The following is a 17,558-nucleotide window of genomic DNA, read 5'->3' on the forward strand; positions in this document are numbered from 1 at the left end:
CGAAGCACATCAAAGGTCGCCGTTCGCGGCCGCCTTCATGACATCGTCGATCTCGCTGCGGATCTGGGCGGCGTACTTGACCAGCGCGTCAGCCTGCTTGTCCAAGCCCATCCGGCCCGAGATGGAATCGAGCCAGGAAACGTCCCAGTCCAGGGTGAGTATCCAGACGTTCTTCTCGCCGTCTTCCATGACCGCAATCCGGCAAGGCAGGAACACGACCGCCTCGGGGGCGTATTTCAGGACCTCGCGGCCAGCCGCGATGTCGCAGAAATGGAACACCTCGACGCGCGGGGCGGAGGTATCCCCGAGCACCGCCTGGATGTCCTTCCACATCGGCGAATGGCCGACCAGCTTGAGGTTGTCCATGTTGGCGCGCAGCTTCATGGACTCGACGACTTCGTCGAAGGAAAGTCCCGCCTTGGCCTTGTACTTGGTGGTCATGATGTTCATGACATCCTTGACGTCCATGCGGGTGGCCATGTTCATCATCGGGATCATCTGCTTCATCATCTTCATCTTTTCTTCAGGTGCGATGATGCGAGACATCTCGTACGGCCCGACGCCGCGACTGCCCGGCGTGATGGGCCAGACCATCGGGCCGGTGGAGATCGGGACGTTGGCAAGGTAGGGATTCTGGAGGGGAGCGGGGTCCGCCGCACAAACGGCAGCAGCCAGGGACAGCGACAACACCAACGGGACGACTCGTTTCATCTGTCTCTTCCTTTAGTTATTTGCTTCGAAACAGCTATTTCGCCGGGACTGTGGTCAGCCCCAGCAACTTCCAATCCTGCATGCCACCCCGGTACCACTTGATCTTGTGGGCCGGATAGCCGTAGGCCAACAACTGCTTGATATTGGTCGGCGACTGCCCGCACCAGGGGCCATTGCAGTAGAAAATCAAGGTACGCGCATTCTCGAAGTTCCACAACCCGCCGGCACGCGCGGCCCCGAAACGTAGCGCCAGGATGTCGGCGATCTTGTCCGGGTCGTTGTGCGCCGGGTGCAATTCGGTCCACGGAATCACCACGGCCCCGGGAATGACGCCACTGCGCAACGGCCAGTCGCCGTCTCGGGAATCGATGACCAGGACAGAATCATCGCGGCCGGCACGCTGCAGGTAATTCAGCATCTCCAGTTCGCCGATGGTTTCCACGCCGGGGGCGAGTTGCATCGGCTGGATGCAATACGGTGGGCACGGCCGCGAGGTGAGCGAATAATCCGGGTCGACCATGTTGTCGGGATCCGGATTGCGTTCGATGACAGTCTTGATGCCGCGGTGCAACACCTCGACCCTGGGAAGGTCGCGGGTGATGTTGACCGGTTTGACGCCTTCCGCCGCGGCGGAAACGGCAATGCCGGCCAGCAGGCCGCACAGCGTTACTGCAAGCTTTGCAGACATGACGGACTTTCGGTCGAACGCCAGGGCAGGTGGCGACGAGGCAGCGCGCAGCAGGCGCAAAAAAAGGGCCGGCCCGAGCCGGGCGGGCCCTTCCTCTAGCGGGAAGCAATCAGCCGATGTCGGCTTCAGCGCTATCCTTCTCGCCCTTGTTGTCCAGGGTCTCGATCACGACCTTGTCGCCCGCCTTGGCACCCTTCACCTTGAACGCCAGGTACGGGTTCTTGGAAATGCCGCCGCCCCACTGCGCGTCCAGCACCACCTTGCCACCCACCGTCGCCGTCACGTTCGTGATGTGGTGCGCCGGCACGATCTCGCCCGTCTTCGCATCCTTGCGCAGACCCGTCTCCATCACGTGGTTCATCAGCGCCTTGATCTCAGCAACATCTCCAGCCATCGAGGCACGAATCTTCATCCCAGCCATCTTGTCTTCCTTTCTCTATCCGTTGCCGATCAGCCGCCGCAGCCACCAATGGTGACCTTGACTTCCTTCGCCGCCTTGTAAACCTTGCCGCCAGCCTTCACGACCGCAACAACGTTCGACGTCGCTCCCATCTTGATCCGCGTCGACACGTAGCCTTCCGCTCCGTTCTGCAGACCAAAATCGGCAATCAGCGGAAAACCGTTCTTCTCCGCCAGAATGATGATGTGTTCCGTGCCCGGAATCGCCGAAATCACTTCCACAGGCACCACCGCGCCGTTCTCGGCAATGTCCGGCGCCTTCACCGTGATCTGGCCGCTGTCCGCGCCGCCACTCGCTCCCTCGCTCGACAGCGCACCCGCCATATCCTTGGCCTCGAACGCCGCCTTGTTCCACCCGGCCGCCCATACCGTCCCCGGCTTCAGCAGCCCGGCCGCCGCCGCCACCGTCACCACACTGGCGGCACCCGCGCCCTTCAGGATGTTTCTGCGATCGTTGTTCATACAGTGTCTCCTAGTTGAGTGTTACAAACCGCCCTCCTCGAGCGGGTTTCGGATCTGTCCTAATCCAGCTGCATTAACGTCGATTCAGCGCCGAATGTTAACGGTACAAACATCACGAAATCCGACGGCGAATAGTACCCCCGTGCAACGAATGTTCATACGGGGCGGACAACGAAAAAAGGCGGTTGAAACCGCCTTCTTGATACGTGCGCGAAATGGCTCGCCTCAACGCAGGCCGGAAATGTACTCGGCCACCGCCTGCATCTCGTGGTCGGTCAGCTTGCGGGCAATGACCTGCATCATCTTGCCGCCGTCGTTGGCACGATCGCCACTGCGGAAGTTCTTCAGCTGGCTCAGCACGTACTTGGAATGCTGGCCGGCCAGGCGGGGGAATTGCACCGGGATGCCGGCACCCGTCGGCCCGTGGCAGGAAGCACAGGCGGGGACACCGCTGCCGGGGTTGCCACCCTTGTAGATCTTCTGGCCCTCGGCCACCAGCGCGGCGTCCTTGGCCATGCGCACCTTGGGCTGCTGGGCGGAGAAGTAGGCGGCCAGATTGAGCATGTCCTGGGTGGTCAGGTTGGCCACGTTCGGCGCCATGGTCGCGTTCTTGCGCAGACCGGCCTTGAAATCGTTCAGCTGCTTGTTGATGTATTCCGGATGCTGGCCGGCCAGATTGGGGTAGATGGGCGAGGTGCTGTTGCCGTCGGCACCGTGGCAGGCGCCACAGACCTTGTCGACGATCGGCTGGCCCTTGGCCGCATCGCCGGTTTCCGCCGAGGCGACGCCGGCCACAAAAAGACTGCTCAGCAATACAATAAGGTGCTTCATCACTATGGCTCCTGTTATTCTTGCGCGGGACATTCAAACCTGTGCATTCTAGCGGCATTGATTCAGCCCTGCCAACCACCCCGGACTCCCGCCTTTGCTCAACGCCTCGTTCTTCATCACCGTCGCCCACATTGCCGACCTGCCGACCGAGAGCCTCGCCGAGGTCGCCTTTGCCGGCCGTTCCAACGCGGGGAAGTCGAGTGCGATCAACACGCTGGCGCTGCACAAGCGGCTGGCCTTCGTGAGCAAGACCCCAGGGCGCACGCAGCACCTCAACTTCTTCCGCGTCGCCGACCAGCGTTTTCTGGTCGACCTGCCCGGCTACGGTTTCGCACGCGCGCCGCTGGAACAGCAACGCGGCTGGCAGTCGTTGATCGGCGGCTACCTGGCCTCCCGTGCCCCGCTGCGCGGACTGGTCCTGATCATGGACGCGCGCCACCCCTTCACCGACCTGGACGTGCAGTTGCTGGAGTGGTTCCGGGCGACCGGCAAACCGGTGCTGGTGCTGCTGTCAAAATCCGACAAGCTAAACCGGAGTGAATGCACGCTGACGCTGCGCAAGGCACGCGCAACGCTCCAGGAACTCGGCCTGGAAGGGACCGCACAGCTTTTTTCGAGCACCAAGCGGGTTGGCGTCGAAGAAGCCGAAGCACAGTTGCGGATCTGGCTCGACATGCCGAAACCGATTGCCAAGCCAGCGACCGGACAGGATGGCAAAAAAAAACCCGGCTCAAGGGGATGAGAACCGGGCGAACTGCGCCCCGGCTTTGCGCCGGGACACCCGCTCAGGGAGAAAGCGGGAGACGAAGGGGACCGTCTGGCTAAATGACCACGGGCGTCACCAAGAAGTTCCCCGACGCCGTGGCGTATTCGTTAGTATTTTTCATCTTCCGAACGATTGGACCGATTCATGTTCGACCTAGCCCGTTTCCCCCGCAAGCGCATGCGCCGCATGCGCCGTGACGACTTTTCCCGGCGCCTCATGCGGGAACACACCCTGACCAGTGCGGATCTCATCCTGCCGGTATTCGTCCTCGACGGCAGTAACCGAGAGGAGGACATCGTCTCGATGCCGGGCGTGAAGCGCCTCAGCCTGGACCGCCTGTACACGGTCGCCGAGGATTGCCTGCGCCTGGGCGTGCCGGCACTGGCCTTGTTTCCGGTCATCGACGCCCCGCTCAAGTCGGACGGCGCCGAAGAAGCCTTCAATCCGGATGGTCTGGTCCCGCGCACCGTGGCGGCCCTGAAGGCCCGTTTCCCGGAACTGGGCATCATCACCGACGTCGCCCTCGACCCCTACACCAGCCACGGCCAGGACGGTCTGATCGACGTCAGCGGTTACGTGCTCAACGACGAGACCATCGCCGTACTGACCCGCCAGGCGGAATGCCATGCCGGGGCCGGCGCCGACATCGTGGCGCCTTCGGACATGATGGACGGGCGCATCCACGCCGTCCGCGAGGCACTCGACGCCGCCGGGCACATCCATACCCGCATCCTCGCCTATTCCGCGAAATACGCGTCCAGTTTCTACGGCCCCTTCCGCGATGCCGTCGGTTCGGCCGCCAACCTGGGCGCCGGCAACAAGTACACCTACCAGATGGACCCGGCGAATGCCGACGAGGCACTCTGGGAAGTCGGCCTCGACCTCCAGGAGGGCGCCGACATGGTGATGGTCAAGCCGGGCATGCCGTATCTGGACATCGTCCGCTCGGTCAAGGAGACCTACAAGGTACCGACCTTCGTCTATCAGGTCAGCGGCGAATACGCCATGCTCAAAGCCGCGGCACAGAACGGCTGGCTGAATGAGCGGGCCTGCGTGCTGGAGAGCCTGCTCGGCTTCAAGCGCGCCGGCGCGGACGCCGTGCTGACCTATTTCGCCCTCGACGCAGCACGCTGGCTGACCGCCTGAGGACCTTGCCGGGCCGGTTCAGAGCCCGTGCAGACGGCGGTCGCGCTCGACCCGGATGATGTAACGCTGGATGTCCGTTTCCAGGCTGGGGGCCAGATCGATGAACTGGCAGCCCAGCCTGCGCGAGGCGAGCCCGTTCTTCATGACCTGTTCATAGACCGTCCTGACCCGCAGACTGACGGCGAAGCTGCCGGCATCCGGCAAGGACAATCGGCAGCCGTGATGGACCTCGCCTTCCTTGAGCGCGGCATCCTGGCTGTACGCCAGCAGCCCGACGCCGCCGATGCTGATGTCCACCACCACGGCGTCGAGGACGTAACCGCCGAGGTCGATCTGGCACTTGACCGGGTGCGTCATCGGCGTCGGCAGCCGATAGTATTCACGCCGCTGAAAGCGCAGCAATTCGGCAGGCATGTCGGCGCGCAGCAATTTCTCGCCGTCGCGTTCGACCACGGTCATGGCCGGCGTCTTGAAGACGACGCGGACTTGATCGTGCGAAGTGTTGAAGGTCACCACGCGACTGACCGTGAGGGCCCGGTCGATCGCCGCATCCGGCCCGGTGCCGAAGTACAGCGCGTGCTTGGCGCTGTCCAGCGCGACCAGGGTGGTCACCAGGAAGTCCCGTTCGTCTTCGCAATAGGCGGTCACCAGAGCCCGTTTGGCCATGACCGCACGCAGGATCCGTTCGATCTCCCCGGCGTGATCGATGCGGAAACGTTCGATCTCCTCGGGGGTGCAGGCGTCCAGGTTCATGTTCTGCCTCGGCCTGTCGCCGAAGCGTCGGAATCGGGATAAGCAGTCACGTCCATCGCGGCCTCGTCGTCTTCGGCCTCCCGCCCGACGATCTGGGCCGACATCTGGTGCCGCAACTGGTCCGCGGTCAACCGACGGCGCGATTCCGGGAGATTCCTGGAGGCACTTTGCATCGACTGTACCGGCAATACGCGAATCTGGACATCGGCCGGATGTGAAAACAAGTTAAAGAACGACCCCCCGCGGCGCTCCTCGGACTTGAACTCGATGTCCGCGTTGAGCAGGAATTGCTCGAATTCCTTGCTCGAATCCGCATACACCTCCAACTCGATGTCGCCATGCCGGGCCGCGATACCCTGGGCCAGCCCCCCCACGAGGCGCGGCTGGAACGCGGCCAAGGTCTCCATCACTTCCAAGGCCTGGCGCTGGCGAACCTCGAGTTCATTGTCGAGCAGGTCTGTTTCGTACAGGGACGCATACAGGCGCAGTTCCGAATCGACTTCCTCGTTGCTCGGCAACCCGGTCCCCGCCGGCAGCCCCAACTGCCTGGCCGCCTTACGCTTGGCCTGGGCATGGTCGTTGATGCCGTGTTCCATCATCAACTGGGCCGCCAACTGGGCGACACGCTGGCGCAGGTGCTGGTTGCGCTGGCCATCACGGGGCATTCACGCCCCCGACGCCGATACCGAACGGCAAAGGCGCAACCGGGGTGAACTCCTGATAGAAATATTCCGGCTGTCCGAACGCGTCAGGTACACCGGTATCCGGATTCACGTTCACGGTGACCACCCCATCCGGCACCACATAGGTCTTCACGGGCACGTTCCGCAATGCCGCAGCCATGTAGCGCATCCAGATCGGCAGGGCCGCCTGGCTGCCCGTCTCGCCGGGCCCGAGCGGCCTCGGCTGGTCGTATCCCATCCAGGTCACGGCGACGCGATCCGGGCTGTATCCGGCGAACCATGTGTCGCGATGATCGTTGGTCGTACCGGTCTTCCCCGCCAGGTCCGTGCGACCCAGACTGGACGCGGCCGCGGCCGTGCCGCGGCGCACCACGTCCTGCATCAGGGTTGTCATCACGAAGGCGTTGCGCGGCTCCAGCACTCGCTCGCCGGCCTGGGCGGTGAACGACTCCAGGACGTTGCCGTCCTTGTCCGTCACCTTGGTCAGGAAGTACGGCCGCATCAGCGTGCCACCATTGGCGAACACGCCGTAGGCCGCGACCAACTGCAGCGGAGTCACCTCGCCGGCCCCCAGGGCCATGGTCAGATAGGGGGGAATGCGCCCGGGCGTGAAGCCGAAGCGGAGCGCATGGGCCTGGGCGAACTCGACACCAGTGGCCTGCAGGACCCGTATCGCCACCAGGTTCTTCGACTTGATCAAGCCGGTACGCACCGTGACCGGGCCATCGGTTTCGCCGTCGTAGTTCTTCGGTTCCCACAGTTGGTCGCCCGTTTGCGCCGGGTCGACTTCCAGCGGCGCGTCGTCGAAGACAGTTGCCGGCGTGATGCCTCGTTCGAGCGCCGCAGAATAGATGAACGGCTTGAACGAGGAGCCCGGCTGACGCCATGCCTGGGTCACATGGTTGAACTGGTTGCGCGCGAAGTCGAAGCCGCCGACCAGCGCACGGATCGCACCGGTATCCGGCGAGATCGCCACCAGGGCCGCCTCGACCTGGGGCAGATAGGTCAGTTGCCAGGGCTGCCCCGCGCCCAGTTGCACCACCCGCACGAGCGAGCCGACCCGCAGGCGTTTGGCGGCCGTCTTGGCGGCCAGGGCATTGCGCGCGAACTTGACTTCGCTCTCGCCCAGGGAGACCACATCACCACTCCGTAGCCGTACCCGGATCTGCTTCTTGCCGATCTCGGTAACGATGGCCGGCAACATCCCGTTGACCTCGTCGCGCGCAAGTGCGTCGGCTTCTGACCGCGCCAGCGCGTCGGCGTCCCCGGTCTGGGCGACCTGGGCCTCGGGCCCCGGGTAGCCGCGGCGTCGGTTGAAGTCGACGACGCCGGCCCGCACGGCATCCTCGGCCGCCCGCTGCTCGGTCATGCGTATGGTGGTGTAGATACGCATCCCGCTCACGTAGATCTGGTCGCCGTAACGCTGGTAGGCATACTGCCTGGCCATCTCCGCGATATGGCTGGCCGCGGCACCGTACATCTGAGCCGAACCGCGGATCACCAGGTGGGTCGCCTTGGCCTTGGCCAGGTCGGCCGCGCTGATATAGCGCAGCTCGCGCATGCGGTTCAGGACGTACTGCTGCCGCGCCTTGGCGCGGGCCGGGTTCACCACCGGGTTATATGAGGAGGGGGCCTTGGGCAGGCCGGCGAGCATGGCCGCTTCAGCCAGGTTGATCTGGCCGATCGGCTTGCCGTAGTAGGTCTGCGCCGCCGCCGCAAAACCGTAGGCACGCTGGCCCAGGTATATCTGGTTGAGGTACAGCTCGAAGATTTCGTCCTTGGACAGGGCGTGCTCGATCTTGAAGGCCAGCAACACCTCGTTCAACTTGCGCCGCATGGTGCGCTCGGAGGACAGGAAGAAATTGCGCGCGACCTGCATGGTGATCGTCGAGGCACCTTCCTTGACGCCGCCGGAGAGCAGGTTGGCGACGGTGGCGCGCAACACACCCTGGGTATCGACCCCGCCGTGCTCGTAGAAGCGCTCATCCTCGGCCGCCAGGATCGCCTGTCGCAGAACCAGCGGCACGTCTTTCAGACGGACCACGGAGCGCCGCTCCTGGCCGAACTCGGCCAACAGCCCGCCGTCTTCGGAGTACACCTTGAGCGGCATCTTGGGCCGGTAGTCCGTCAAGGCATCTAAGCTAGGCAGGGAGGGATAGATCATGGCCACGGCGACACCCGCCAGGGCCACCGCCCCAACCAGCAACCCCGCGCCGGTCAATAGGGCGAAATACCACCACTTCTTATGCATCAAGCCATTCCTTCGGTCAGACCCAAAGCCAATCCCCGCACCGCCATGACCACGCCACGGCGCGAAAATATAGTTGCGCCTTAAAAAAATTTGTTGCTAGGATTTGCAGAAGAAACTTAAATAAAAGCGCTAACCAGGCCGCATGAAAGGGAAATCTTGGGCTTCGGATTATTCAGCAGCAAGTCGAAACCGTTGATCGGCGTCGATATTAGCTCATCAGCGGTGAAAATGCTTGAGCTCGGCGCTGGCGGTGACGGCTCCTATCGCGTCGAACGCTATGCGATCGCCCGTCTGCCTCGCGAGGCCGTCACGGAAGGCAACCTCACCAAGCCCGAAGCGGTCGAGGTGGCAATGCGCGAAGCCTGGCAAGCGCTGGATACGCGCACGCGGGACATCGTGCTCGCCCTGCCGGCGTCGGCCGTAACGGCGAAGAAGCTGATTCTGCCCAAGGAGGCCACCGACGCCGACCTCGAGGCCCAGGCGATCTCGGAAGCCACCCAGGTGGTCCCCTTCCCGATGGAGGAAATCACGCTGGACTTCCAGGTCCTCGGCCCCTCCGAGCGCAACCCGAACGACAACGAGGTGCTGGTCGTCATCACGCGCAAGGATCGTGTCGACGAGCGTGTCGCCGTGGCCGAGTCGGCCGGGCTCAAGACCACGGTAATGGATGTCGACACCTACGCGACCTTGAGCGCTTTCGACCAGATCGCTTTCCAACTGCCCAACGGCGGCAAGGGCCAGACCGTCGCGATCCTGGACATCGGTCACACCACCACGCATATCAACATCCTGCACGACAACAAACCCGTCTATCAGCGCGAACACCCGTTCGGCGGCCAGATACTGACCCAGGAGATCAGCCGCCGCTTCGGCCTGCCGTGGGAAGAGGCCGAGGACGCGAAATGCAAGGGCTTGCTTCCGGAAAGTTTCGAATCGGAGGTACTGCGTCCCTTCCTGGATTCCGCGGCACAGGAGATCAGCCGCGCGTTGCAGCTCTTTTTCGCCTCATCCCCCCAACAGCAGGTCGATCATCTGCTGCTTGCCGGTGGCTGCTCCTCGGTGCCCGGGTTGGACGAAGCCATCTTCGGCAAGACCCAGATCAGCACCGTCATCACCAACCCGTTTGCCAAGATGGCGGTCTCCAATCACGTCAAAGCGCGCCAACTCGCCGTTGACGCCCCGGCGCTGTTCGTCGCCTGCGGCCTCGCCTTGCGGAGGTTCGATCCAGCATGACCGCCATCCGCATCAACCTGCTCCCGCACCGCGAACAACGTCGCGCGCTCCAGCAAAAGGCGCTGCTTGCCATGCTGGGCGGTGCCGCCGTGGCCGGCCTCGCCGCAGTCTTGCTTGGCCACTTCGTCATTGCCGGCATGAAGGATCATCAGGACAAACGTAACGAATTCCTGAAAGTCGAAATCGCCAAGTTGGACGCCCAGATCAAGGAAATCGCCCAGCTCAAGGAAAAGACCAACGCCCTGCTTGCCCGCAAGCAGGTCGTGGAAGACTTGCAGGTCAATCGCGCCCAGGTGGTGCACCTGTTTGACGAACTGGCACGCGAGATGCCGGACGGCATGTACCTCAAGTCGCTCAAGCAGACCGGGGATAAACTCGCGCTCAGCGGCTATGCGCAATCCAGTGCCCGGGTTTCGGCGTTGATGCGTAACATCGAGAGCTCGCAGTGGCTTACCGCGCCACGCCTGATCGAGGTGAAGGTGTCCTCGCAAAACAAGATGCGCGTGAACGAGTTCAGCCTCGAGGCGATGCAGAAGATTCCCAACGTGCCCGGTGCGCCAGATGACGCGAACAAGGGCACCGGCAGCACGGCCGCCAAGCAGGGGGCTACCGACACGAAGAAGGGCGGCCAATCATGAAATTGTCCGACTTCAACGAGATCAGTCTCAACCCGAACGAGCTGGCCCAGGCACCCATGGCGGTGAAGGCCGTCGTTGCCGGCTTCATCCTGATTGCCATCGTCGCCGTCGGCTATTACATGGACTGGTCGCCGGCCATGGACAGCCTGAAAGTGGCGCAGACCGAAGAGATGCGCCTGCGCGATACCTATACGACAAAGAAACGGCAAGCCATCCATTACCAAGCCTACAAGCAACGCCTAGCCGACACTGAGAAGGCGTTGTCGGCGTTGCTGAAGCAGTTGCCCAACAAGTCCGAGATGGACAACCTGCTCTCCGACGTCAACCAGATCGGCATCGGTCGCGGGCTGGAGTTCGACCTGTTCCGCCCGGGCAACGAACAGAAGGCGGATTTCTACGCAACCCTGCCGGTGACCATCAAGGTCAATGGCGGCTACCACGACTTGGGCAATTTCGTCAGTGACATTGCCAAGTTGCCGCGCGTGGTCACCATACACAACATCATCCTGACACCGAACAAATCCGGCCGTCTCGTCATGGAGGCCACGGTGCGCACTTATCGCTACCTCGATCCGAGTGAAATGCCCGCGAAGCCGAAAGCCGCGGGCAAGAACCAGGCCAAGGGTAAGAAGACATGAGAATAGCTTCGTTTCCGGCCCCCCTGTTGTTGAGCCTGGCGCTACTGTCCGGATGCGGTGACGACGGCTTCGACGATCTGCGCACCTTCATGGCGGAAACCGGCAAGGATGGCGGAGCCAAGATCGAACCCTTGCCCGCGATCAAGAAGGTGGACGCCTTCGTATACCAGGGTGACGGGTTGCTCGATCCGTTCGCGGCGCGCACCCTGCGGCCGACGGGAAAGGGCGCCCCGGATGCGTCGCGGCCGAGGGAGCCCCTCGAGGAATTCCCGCTCGATGCGTTGCGCATGGTGGGGACACTGAAGAAGCCTGGCCAGCCAGTCCGTGCCGTAGTCAAGGATCCGAAAGGCACGCTGCACATGATCCTGGTGGGCGGACACATCGGGCAGAACTATGGCAAGGTTACCGCCATCCACGAAGACGGCCTGGATATCAGCGAACTCATCCAGGACGCCAATGGCGAATGGGCGGCGTCCAAGGCGGTCATGAGCATGACCCAGGATACCCAATGAAGATGGCGACTCTGCATACAGCAAATGAATTGAGGCTCACTATGGCGAAATCGACCGGGACCCGGATTTTCAGCATGGCCGCCGCGGTCAGCATGCTACTGGTGGCAGCTTCCGCGCTGGCCAATACCCTGCAATCCGTCAAGGTTGGCCAGGGAGGCGGCCAGGCCCAGGTGCTCACCATCGCCCTGAGCGAGGGGTTGACGAGCACGCCGATGCATTTCACCACGACGAACCCGCACCGTATCGTCATCGACCTGCCGGGGATACAGAACCCGCAGGGGCGCGCGTCCGAAACGGTCAACACCGGCGTCATCCGGGGCTACAACATCGCCCAGACCGCCGACCGGACCCGTGTGGTCGTCGACCTGACCGGGCCAGCCACCTACGATCTCAAGAACGAAGGCAACCGGGTACTTGTCACCTTGCGTGGATCGGACAACGCTCCCGGTACCGCGGCGCCGGCTCACTTCGACAGTTCACCGAGCGCCAGTTCGGCGACCGCCAGTGTGCAGGACGTGGTCTTCCGACGCGGCAAGAACAGCGAAAGCCGGGTGGAGGTCGCCCTGTCCGACCCGGGCGTCGGCGTCGACATCAAGCAGAAGGGCAAGACGATTCAGGTGGATTTCCTCAACACCGCCCTCCCTCAGAACCTGATGCGCCGGCTCGACGTGAGTGAGTTCGCAACCCCGGCGCAAAGCATCGAGACGTTCACCCAGGGCACGAACACCCGCATGGTCGTCACCCCCAAGGGCAAGTGGGATTACTTCGCCTATCAAACCGGCAAGACCTTCATCCTCGAGGTCACGCCGATCGATGCCGGCGACAAGGCCTCCGGAAAGAAACGTTATGACGGCGAGCGCCTTTCCCTCGACTTCCAGGATGTCGACGTCCGTGCCGTACTCAAGGTCATCGCCGATTTCACGGGGCTGAACATCGTCGCCGCGGAATCGGTGAAGGGTAGCGTCACCGTACGTCTGAAGGACGTACCCTGGGACCAGGCCCTCGACATCATCCTGCTCACGAAGGGCCTCGACAAACGCGAAAACGGGAACGTCATCTGGGTTGCCCCCAGCAAGGAAATGGCCGACAAGGAAAAGGAACGCATGGATGCCGCCGAAATCGAGGAGCTCCAGACCGAGATCGTTCATCTGAACTACATGCGCGCCCCCGATGCCTACGCCATCCTGACCGGCAAGTCCATCACCAGCGTCCAGGCTGGCGAGAAGGTCACCTGTTCCACGGCCGCACAAGGCGTTGGCGGTCGCAAGGAAAACACCTCCGGCTCGACCGGTAATTCCGGCGCTGCCGGCACCAACAGCATGCTTTCCAAGCGTGGTACGGTCAATTTCGATCTCAAGACAAACTCCGTGTTCATCCAAGACACTGCGGCGCGAATCGAAAAGATGAAGACGTTGCTCAGCGAGATCGACGTCCCCGCGCGCCAGGTGATGATCGAGGCCCGCATCGTGGTCGCCGATGACTCGTTCAGCCGCTCGCTCGGCGCCCGGCTCGGCTTCAAGGCCCGCGTCGGGAAGGGCTTCGGTATTTCGTCCGATGCCAACGATGCATTCTCGATGGCTTCCGGTGGACTCTCCTCAACGAGCACCACGGCCTACAACGTCGACCTCGGGGCGAATACGACATTCAGCACCAACAACGCCGGCATCATCGGCCTGAGTCTGATTGATGCCAGCAATGCGATCCTCGGGCTGGAATTGGAGGCGCTGGAGGCGGACAACCGCGGCAAGATCATTTCCAACCCGCGCGTGATCACCCAGAATCAGCAACCGGCGGTCATCCTGCAGGGCCAGCAGGTTCCTTACGTCACCAACCATGGCACCTCGGAGACGCCAACCACGGAATTCAAGGACGCGCTGCTGTGCCTGCTGGTCGACCCGCAGGTACTCAACAACGATGACATCATTCTGAACGTCGAGGTGCAGAAGGATGCTCCGGTTGCGTTGACAGGCGGGTCCGTCAGGATCGACACCAAGCGGCTCAAGACCCAGGTGCGGGTGAAGAACGGCGAAACCGTCGTACTGGGCGGCATATTCGAACAGGAACAGGCCAACAACACCGAGAAGATTCCCCTGCTGGGCGACATCCCGGTGCTCGGCTTGCTCTTCCGCAACAACTACAAGACGGACGCCAAGACCGAGCTCATGGTGTTCCTGACGCCGCGACTGCTCAACGACGCCGTGTCGCTGAAGTAACCGGCACCACAACGAAAAGGGCGGCATCCGAGCCGCCCTTTTTTTGTCTGCCCCCCGGCGCTCAGATCGCGATCAGGACCCGCTCGATGAAGTAGACCAAGAGCATGATGCCGACCAGCGCCATCCCGGACTTGAGGCCGAGGTTGGCAAAGCGCAGCCAGCGCGGGTCGCGGCTGACCGCGTAGCCGAGCAGCGACAGCACGATCAGTATCCCGACCAGGCCGAACAGCACGCGCACGGCCAGCATCAGGCCGCCATGATCGCAGTTTGCCGAACCAGGCGCGCGGGCGTCTGGGCGGGGTCGACGAAGCTGGCCGGTTCCCAGGCCTCGGCATCGTCGACCAGGGCGCACAACAGCTTGTTGTTGAGGCCGTGGCCGGACTTGAATGCGGTGATGCTGCCGAGCAGGGGCTGGCCGGCCAGATAGAAGTCGCCCACCGCGTCCAGCACCTTGTGTTTGACGAACTCGTCGGCGTAGCGGAGGCCATCCGCGTTGAGCACCCGGAACTCGTCCATGACGATGGCGTTGTCCAGGTTGCCGCCCAACGCCAGCCCGTTGGCGCGCAGGTATTCGACCTCATTCATGAACCCGAACGTACGCGCCCGGCTGATCTCCTTGACGTAGGAGGTCTCGGCGAAATCGATGCTGATCTCACGCCCGGAGCGTTTCAGCACAGGGTGTTCGAAGTCGATCTGGAAGCCGATCCGGAAGCCGTCGTAGGGGACGATCTCCGCCCACTTGTCGCCCTCCTCCACGCGTACCGTCTTCTTCACCCGGATGAATCGGCGCGGCACGTCCTGCTCCTCGATCCCCGCCGACTGGAGCAGGAACACGAAGGGGGCCGCCGAGCCATCCAGGATGGGCACCTCTGAGGCATCCAGGTCGATGTACAGGTTGTCGATGCCCAGCCCCGCCAGGGCGGACATCAGGTGTTCAACGGTCGCGACGCGGGCACCCTGGCACTCGAGCGCCGAGCACAGCCGTGTGTCGCTGACCAAATGCGGCGCCACCCGGAAACTCACGGGCTCCGCCAGATCCACGCGCCGGAAAAAAATCCCGGTGTCGGGCGGCGCCGGGCGCAGGGTGAGTTCCACCTTCTGGCCCGAGTGCAGTCCGACACCGGTTGCGCGTATGAGAGTCTTGATGCTTCTTTGCTTGATCATCCGGCAATTGTAGCCAGTTTTGCCATCCCCTCGTCGTCAATCGGCCTGACGGCGCAGGAAGGCCGGGATGTCCAGGGTCTCGATGCCCTGTTGCAGGGCGGCGTCGATTGCCGCCGTCGCCCGGCCCCGGTTGGGGTTCATGCGCATGGCGGTGGGGATCTCGTAGTCCGGGTCCGCAGTCTCGGCACGGCTGCCGCCGGCCATGCCGTAGGTGCCGGTCGCCTGCACGTTGTCGACCACCACCTGAGGCTTGCTGGCCTTGCTCACGAGCGGGTTGCCGAGGCCGGTCGCCACCATGGTGACGCGCAGGATGTCGCCCATCGCGGGATCCATGGCGGTGCCGACGATGACCGTAGCCTCCTCGGCGGTGAAGCCCTGGATGGTGTTCATGACCTCGTAGAACTCGTCCATCGTGAGGCTCTCGTCCGAGGTGATGTTGACCACCACGCCGCGGGCACCGCGCAGGTCGACGTTCTCCAGCAGCGGGCTCTTCACGGCCGCCTCGGCGGCGACCCGGGCACGACCCTCGCCCTCAGCCTGGGCGGTGCCCATCATGGCCATGCCGACCTCGCTCATGACCGTGCGCACGTCGGCGAAGTCGACGTTGATCATGCCCGGGTTGCTGATGATCTCGGCGATGCCGCCAACCGCGCTGTGCAAGACGTCGTTGGCCGCCTCGAAGGCCTGGTTCAGCTTGACGCCGCCGCCCAGGACCGCACGCAGCTTGTCGTTGGGGATGATGATCAGGGAATCGACATGCTCCGACAGGGCCTTGAGGCCGTGGTCGGCGACGCGCATGCGCTTGCCTTCGAAAGCGAACGGCTTGGTCACCACGGCGACGGTCAGGATGCCCAGTTCCTTCGCGACTTCGGCCACCACCGGCGCGGCGCCGGTCCCGGTACCGCCACCCATGCCGGCTGTGATGAACAGCATGTCGGCGCCGTCGATCAGTTCGGCGATGCGCTCGCGGTCCTCCAGGGCGGCCTCGCGCCCGATCTCGGGACGGGCGCCGGCGCCCAGGCCCTTGGTCACGTTGGTACCGATCTGCAGCTGCATCGGCGCCTGGTTGCGGCGCAACGCCTGGGCGTCGGTGTTGACGGCCAGGAACTCCACCCCGGTCATGCCCTTGTTGATCATGTGGTCCACGGCGTTGCCACCGCAGCCACCCACGCCAATCACCTTGATGACGGCGTCCTGTACATCCATTTCTTCGAGTTCGAACAACATATCCCTCTCCTTTTCACGCGCAAAAAAACGACAAACTCAAAAAGTGTTCTTGAACCAGGACTTCATGCGTTCCATCACCTGGCCGAAGCTGGCCGCCTCGATCTTGGCCGCCTCGTCCAGTTCATGTTTCTCCAAACCCGCCATGAGCAGGCCGACGCCGGTGGCATAGGCCGGGCTGCGTACCCGCTCCGACAGGCCGCCGACGTATTCCGGCACACCGACCCGCACCGGCACGTGGAAGACCTCCTCGGCCAGTTCCACCATGCCCTTCATCTGGCTGGTCCCGCCGGCCAGGACGATCCCCGACGAGATCTGTTCCTCGAAGCCGGACCGGCGCAGTTCCGCCTGGACCAGGCTGTAGAGCTCCTCGACGCGCGGCTCGATCACCTCGGACAGGAGCTGCTTCGAGAGCATGCGGGCGCCGCGCTCGCCGATTCCCGGCACCTCGATCATTTCCCGGGCGTCGGCCAACTGGCGCAGGGCGATGCCGTGCTGGATCTTCAGATCCTCGGCCTCGCGGGTCGGCGTACGCAGGGTCATGGCGATGTCGTTGGTGATCTGGTCGCCGGCGATCGGCAGCACGGCGGTGTGCTGGATCGCGCCGCGCGTGAACACGGCGAGGTCGGTGGTGCCGCCGCCGATGTCGACCAGGGCGACGCCGAGATCCTTTTCGTCCTCGTTCAGCACGGCCATGCTGGAGGCCAGGGGCTGCAGGATCAGGTCCTTGACCTCGAGGCCGCAGCGGCGCACGCACTTGACGATGTTCTGGGCCGCCGACACGGCGCCGGTGACGATGTGCACCTTCACCTCGAGGCGCACGCCGGACATGCCGAGCGGCTCGCGCACGCCCTCCTGGCCGTCGATTATGAATTCCTGGGGCAGCACGTGCAGGATCTGCTGGTCGGTCGAGATGTTCACCGCACGCGCGGTCTCGACCACGCGGTCGATGTCGTTCTGCACCACCTCGCGGTCGCGGATCGGCACCATGCCGTGCGAATTCAGGGACCGGATGTGGCTGCCGGCAATCCCCGTGTAGACCTGGCCGATCTTGCAGTTGGCCATCAGTTCGGCGTCCTCGAGGGCGCGCTGGATGGCCGACACGGTGGCCTCGATGTTCACCACCACGCCCTTCTTCAGGCCCCGAGACTGGGCCACGCCCATGCCCAGGATGTTGATACCCCCC

The 17,558-nt window shown here is 63.4% G+C and carries 19 protein-coding genes; 7 read left to right on the forward strand and 12 right to left on the reverse strand.

Annotated elements, in window-relative coordinates; translation table 11 throughout:
- Positions 1 to 9: 9 nt before the first annotated feature.
- The 5 genes from EZJ19_RS04520 to EZJ19_RS04540 all read right to left on the reverse strand — a co-directional run bounded on the left by EZJ19_RS04520 (position 10) and on the right by EZJ19_RS04540 (position 3,151).
- Positions 10 to 711, reverse strand: coding sequence for a DUF302 domain-containing protein (locus EZJ19_RS04520; RefSeq protein WP_240754647.1), 702 nt, complete (start codon positions 709 to 711; stop codon positions 10 to 12).
- Between the two features lie 34 nt (positions 712 to 745).
- A complete protein-coding gene (locus EZJ19_RS04525; protein ID WP_240754648.1) occupies positions 746 to 1,459 on the reverse strand; it encodes a rhodanese-like domain-containing protein in 714 nt (237 codons plus the stop codon).
- Positions 1,460 to 1,508: 49 nt separating this feature from the next.
- Positions 1,509 to 1,811: a thiosulfate oxidation carrier complex protein SoxZ gene (soxZ, locus tag EZJ19_RS04530; RefSeq protein WP_420813100.1), complete on the reverse strand. Its 303-nt coding sequence runs from the start codon at positions 1,809 to 1,811 to the stop codon at positions 1,509 to 1,511.
- A 38-nt stretch (positions 1,812 to 1,849) separates the two neighbouring features.
- Entirely contained in the window at positions 1,850 to 2,320 is a 471-nt protein-coding gene (gene soxY / locus EZJ19_RS04535) for a thiosulfate oxidation carrier protein SoxY (RefSeq protein ID WP_131445109.1), read from the reverse strand.
- 225 nt (positions 2,321 to 2,545) lie between these two features.
- Positions 2,546 to 3,151, reverse strand: a complete 606-nt coding sequence (locus EZJ19_RS04540; RefSeq protein WP_131445110.1) for a c-type cytochrome — start codon at positions 3,149 to 3,151, stop codon at positions 2,546 to 2,548.
- A 94-nt stretch (positions 3,152 to 3,245) separates the two neighbouring features.
- Here EZJ19_RS04540 and yihA point away from each other — a divergent pair, with 94 nt between their 5' ends.
- Together yihA and hemB are read left to right on the forward strand one after the other, a co-directional pair.
- Positions 3,246 to 3,893 carry a ribosome biogenesis GTP-binding protein YihA/YsxC gene (gene yihA, locus EZJ19_RS04545; RefSeq protein WP_131445111.1) on the forward strand — a complete coding sequence of 216 codons (648 nt, stop codon included), beginning with the start codon at positions 3,246 to 3,248 and terminating at the stop codon, positions 3,891 to 3,893.
- 168 nt (positions 3,894 to 4,061) lie between these two features.
- Positions 4,062 to 5,063, forward strand: a complete 1,002-nt coding sequence (gene hemB, locus EZJ19_RS04550) for a porphobilinogen synthase (RefSeq protein WP_131445112.1) — start codon at positions 4,062 to 4,064, stop codon at positions 5,061 to 5,063.
- An 18-nt stretch (positions 5,064 to 5,081) separates the two neighbouring features.
- Here the strand turns inward: hemB and EZJ19_RS04555 are convergent, their stop codons facing one another.
- From EZJ19_RS04555 to EZJ19_RS04565, 3 genes are read right to left on the reverse strand one after another with little or no spacing between them, the layout of a single operon-like run.
- Positions 5,082 to 5,816 (reverse strand): flagellar brake protein, encoded by a 735-nt coding sequence (locus tag EZJ19_RS04555; protein ID WP_131445113.1) that lies wholly within the window; start codon positions 5,814 to 5,816, stop codon positions 5,082 to 5,084.
- The gene (locus EZJ19_RS04560) at positions 5,813 to 6,481 is read right to left on the reverse strand and encodes a hypothetical protein (RefSeq protein WP_131445114.1); all 669 of its coding nucleotides are present in this window, start codon (positions 6,479 to 6,481) and stop codon (positions 5,813 to 5,815) included. The genes EZJ19_RS04555 and EZJ19_RS04560 overlap by 4 nt, the downstream gene beginning before the upstream one ends.
- Positions 6,471 to 8,750 (reverse strand): penicillin-binding protein 1A, encoded by a 2,280-nt coding sequence (locus tag EZJ19_RS04565; RefSeq protein ID WP_131445115.1) that lies wholly within the window; start codon positions 8,748 to 8,750, stop codon positions 6,471 to 6,473. The genes EZJ19_RS04560 and EZJ19_RS04565 overlap by 11 nt, the downstream gene beginning before the upstream one ends.
- A 192-nt stretch (positions 8,751 to 8,942) precedes the next feature.
- On the opposite strand from EZJ19_RS04565, the gene EZJ19_RS04570 reads away from it, so the two are divergent.
- From EZJ19_RS04570 to EZJ19_RS04590, 5 genes are all read left to right on the forward strand, one after another.
- Positions 8,943 to 9,983 (forward strand): pilus assembly protein PilM, encoded by a 1,041-nt coding sequence (locus tag EZJ19_RS04570; RefSeq protein WP_338069410.1) that lies wholly within the window; start codon positions 8,943 to 8,945, stop codon positions 9,981 to 9,983.
- Positions 9,980 to 10,621 carry a PilN domain-containing protein gene (locus EZJ19_RS04575; protein ID WP_131445117.1) on the forward strand — a complete coding sequence of 214 codons (642 nt, stop codon included), beginning with the start codon at positions 9,980 to 9,982 and terminating at the stop codon, positions 10,619 to 10,621. The genes EZJ19_RS04570 and EZJ19_RS04575 overlap by 4 nt, the downstream gene beginning before the upstream one ends.
- The gene (locus EZJ19_RS04580) at positions 10,618 to 11,259 is read left to right on the forward strand and encodes a type IV pilus inner membrane component PilO (RefSeq protein WP_131445118.1); all 642 of its coding nucleotides are present in this window, start codon (positions 10,618 to 10,620) and stop codon (positions 11,257 to 11,259) included. The genes EZJ19_RS04575 and EZJ19_RS04580 overlap by 4 nt, the downstream gene beginning before the upstream one ends.
- Positions 11,260 to 11,285: 26 nt before the next feature.
- Positions 11,286 to 11,771, forward strand: a complete 486-nt coding sequence (locus EZJ19_RS04585) for a pilus assembly protein PilP (protein ID WP_165873461.1) — start codon at positions 11,286 to 11,288, stop codon at positions 11,769 to 11,771.
- A 74-nt stretch (positions 11,772 to 11,845) separates the two neighbouring features.
- Positions 11,846 to 13,984, forward strand: coding sequence for a type IV pilus secretin PilQ (locus EZJ19_RS04590; RefSeq protein ID WP_240754650.1), 2,139 nt, complete (start codon positions 11,846 to 11,848; stop codon positions 13,982 to 13,984).
- Between the two features lie 61 nt (positions 13,985 to 14,045).
- Here the strand turns inward: EZJ19_RS04590 and EZJ19_RS04595 are convergent, their stop codons facing one another.
- The 4 genes from EZJ19_RS04595 to ftsA all read right to left on the reverse strand — a co-directional run.
- The gene (locus EZJ19_RS04595; RefSeq protein WP_131445120.1) at positions 14,046 to 14,231 is read right to left on the reverse strand and encodes a hypothetical protein; all 186 of its coding nucleotides are present in this window, start codon (positions 14,229 to 14,231) and stop codon (positions 14,046 to 14,048) included.
- Positions 14,231 to 15,148, reverse strand: coding sequence for a UDP-3-O-acyl-N-acetylglucosamine deacetylase (lpxC, locus tag EZJ19_RS04600; RefSeq protein ID WP_131445121.1), 918 nt, complete (start codon positions 15,146 to 15,148; stop codon positions 14,231 to 14,233). The genes EZJ19_RS04595 and lpxC overlap by 1 nt, the downstream gene beginning before the upstream one ends.
- Positions 15,149 to 15,184: 36 nt before the next feature.
- Positions 15,185 to 16,372 carry a cell division protein FtsZ gene (gene ftsZ, locus EZJ19_RS04605; RefSeq protein WP_131445131.1) on the reverse strand — a complete coding sequence of 396 codons (1,188 nt, stop codon included), beginning with the start codon at positions 16,370 to 16,372 and terminating at the stop codon, positions 15,185 to 15,187.
- A gap of 39 nt (positions 16,373 to 16,411) precedes the next feature.
- On the reverse strand, positions 16,412 to 17,558 hold a 1,147-nt coding region (ftsA, locus tag EZJ19_RS04610), incomplete at its 5' end, for a cell division protein FtsA (RefSeq protein WP_131445122.1).

The organism is Parasulfuritortus cantonensis (genome assembly GCF_004337445.1).
GTDB classification, from domain to species: domain Bacteria; phylum Pseudomonadota; class Gammaproteobacteria; order Burkholderiales; family Thiobacillaceae; genus Parasulfuritortus; species Parasulfuritortus cantonensis.